This is a genomic window from Streptomyces calidiresistens, assembly GCF_014141525.1.
GTDB lineage: Bacteria > Actinomycetota > Actinomycetes > Streptomycetales > Streptomycetaceae > Streptomyces > Streptomyces calidiresistens.
In genome coordinates this window covers 1-2560 of the sequence record NZ_VKHS01000761.1, presented here as the reverse complement: position 1 = coordinate 2560, position 2560 = coordinate 1, and the positions used below count along the sequence as shown (strand labels likewise).

3 protein-coding genes are annotated in these 2560 nt (G+C 76.1%); 2 read left to right on the top strand and 1 reads right to left on the bottom strand.

Annotation, left to right across the window (positions count from 1 at the left end):
• Both FOE67_RS22460 and FOE67_RS22455 read left to right on the top strand, forming a co-directional pair.
• A partial coding sequence (locus tag FOE67_RS22460; protein WP_228474174.1) for a DUF5134 domain-containing protein occupies positions 1-593 on the top strand: 593 nt, incomplete at its 5' end.
• A gap of 83 nt (positions 594-676) precedes the next feature.
• Complete coding sequence (locus FOE67_RS22455; protein ID WP_182666661.1) at positions 677-1624, top strand: M56 family metallopeptidase; 948 nt, start codon at positions 677-679, stop codon at positions 1622-1624.
• A gap of 35 nt (positions 1625-1659) precedes the next feature.
• On the opposite strand, the gene FOE67_RS22450 is transcribed toward FOE67_RS22455, so the two are convergent.
• Positions 1660-2337, bottom strand: coding sequence for a uracil-DNA glycosylase (locus FOE67_RS22450; RefSeq protein WP_182666660.1), 678 nt, complete (start codon positions 2335-2337; stop codon positions 1660-1662).
• Positions 2338-2560 lie beyond the last annotated feature (223 nt).

Genomic DNA, 2560 nt, shown 5'->3' with positions numbered 1-2560 from the left:
CCCGAGGGGGGACCGAGGGGAGAGCGGTCGTGCACGGAGCGGCACCGGTCGGTTGGCTCATGGCGGTGATCTGCGCGGGAACCGGCCTGTACTGCCTGTGCTCGGCCCGTCGGTCGACGGGCCGGGCACGCCAGGTCGCCGTGGTGGAGGGGGTGATGCTGGCGGGCATGGCGGTGATGGCCGTGCCCGGGGGCGCGGCACCGCTCCCGTCCGTCCTCCTCCCCGGGGGCGCGGCGGGGGACGGGCTCCGCGGAGCGGCGGTCCTGTTCTTCCCCGTCCTGGCCCTGTGGCCCCTGGTCCGACCCCGCCCCGGCCCGGGTCACCGGGTTCACCACCTGGTGGAGGGTGCCGCCATGGGCTGGATGGTCCACCTCTGGCTGCTCGGCGGGCACACCGGCCCCTCGACGGGCCCACCGGCGGTGTTCACGGCCCTGTCCGCCGCCTACTTCGCCGGCTGCGCCCTGTGGGTCGGTTCCCGGTTGGTGCCCCCCGAACCGACGCCGGGCCCGTCCCCGGGCCGTTCACCGGAAATGGCCGCCGCCTGCCGGGTGGTGACCGCGCTGGCCATGGCGGTCATGCTGGTGGGGATGTGAGTCGTGACACCCCGCCTCCCCGGGGTCCCGCGGGAGGCGGACGGCCCGTGTCCCCACCGGCGTCCGCCGACTAGGGTGGTGACATGCTCATCGCGCTCATCCTGCTCGCGTTGGGCGGGCTCACGGCGTTGACCGCCCCCCGCGTGATGGCCCGCGCCTCCTGGCCCGACCGGGAACCCGTGCTCGCGCTGTGGTTGTGGCAGTGCGTGGTCGTGGCGGTTCTGCTGTGCTGCGTCCTGGCCATGGCCATCAGCGGTGCAGCGGCCTGGCAGGTGGTCAGGGAGGGATTGTTCGCCCCCGCGCCCGCCGGCGTCCTGGACGCCTACGCCCTGCCCCCGGAGGGGGCGTGGATCGCGGCGCCCCTGGCCCTGGCGCTGGCCGCCGGCGGTCTGTGGACGGCGGTGATGCTGGTGCGCGAGGTACGGCTGGCGAGGGCCGTGCGCCGCGGGCGGCGCGCGGAACTCCTCGCCCGCCGTCCGCTGCTGCCCGGCGAGGAGGAGGACGGCGGGCGCCTGGTGATCGTGGAGGATCCGCGTCCCGACGCCTGGCTGCTGCCCGGCTCCGACGGCCGACTGGTCATCACCACGGCGGCCCTGGCCCGACTCGGCGGTCGGCGGCTGGACGCCGTGATCGCCCACGAACAGGGTCACGCCCGGGCGCGGCACGACTGGCTGCTCCACTGCTCGGGCGCCCTGGCCCGCGGCTTCCCGGGCGTTCCGGTCTTCGCCGCCTTCCGTTCCCAGGTGCACCGGTTGGTGGAGTTGGCGGCCGACGACGCCGCCTCCCGGCGTTTCGGCCGGCTGACCACGGCTCTGGCCCTGGTCGACCTCAACGGGGACCGGGGCGGGTTCGGACCGTGCGCCGGCGCCGACCCCCGGCGGCGGCAACTGCCGCAGCGGGTGGACCGCCTCCTGGCGCCGGGGCGGCGGTTCACCCCCTCGCGCCGGCTGCGGATGACGGCGGCGGCGGCGCTGGTGCCCCTCGTGCCGCTCCTGGTGGCCTTCGCCCCCGGGCTGTCCTCCCTGCGCTGACCCGCCCCGATCCGGACGGAGCGGGCCCGCCCGGTTCAGGGCAGACGCCAGTCCACCGGCTCGGCGCCCTGTTCCACGAGGAAGGCGTTGGCCCGACTGAAGGGGCGGGAGCCGAAGAAACCCCGATCGGCCGACATCGGGGAGGGGTGCGCGGACTCCACGGCGGGAATCGACCCCAGCAGGGGGCGCAGGTTCCGGGCGTCCCGACCCCACAGGATCGCCACCAGCGGCCCCCCGCGGGCGGCGAGGGCGCGGATGGCCTGGTCGGTGACCTCCTCCCACCCCTTCCCCCGGTGCGCGCCGGGGCGTCCCGGCGCGGTGGTCAGGGCGCGGTTGAGGAGCAGCACCCCCTGCTCGGTCCAGGGCGTCAGGTCCCCGTTGGAGGGCCGGGGCAGCCCCAGGTCCTCGCCCAGTTCCCGGAAGATGTTCTCCAGACTGCCCGGCAGCCTGCGCACCTCCGGCGCCACCGCGAAGCTCAGGCCGATGGGCATGCCCGGTGTCGGGTAGGGGTCCTGACCCACGATCAGCACCCGCACCCCGTCGAACGGTTGTCGGAAGGCCCGCAGGACGTTCTCGCCCGCCGGCAGATAGGTGCGTCCCGCCGCGATCTCGGCGCGGAGGAAATCCCCCATCGCCGCGATGCGCCCGGCCACGGGCTCCAGGGCCTTCGCCCAGCCCGGTTCGACAAGTTCGTTCAACGGTCGCGCTGCCACAGCACGGCACTCTACTGCCGTGCCGGGCCCGCCCGTTCCGCCTCCCCGACCGGGCGCCGCCGGTTCCGTCGCCCGGTCACCGCCGCGAGCCCTCGGGCGCCTCCCCGCCACCCGGGAGTGGTGGGGTTAGGCTGCGCCCGAAACGGTTCGGCCGGTTCGTGGGCGCGCGCCGTCCCGGTCCTCCCCCGTCCGGGCCGGCAGGTCCCGCCCGACCCCGCCTCCC

Coding starts and splice junctions, on each gene's coding strand:
- FOE67_RS22455 (WP_182666661.1), top strand. CDS start 677: ATGCTCATCGCGCTCATCCTGCTCGCGTTGGGCGGGCTCACGGCGTTG.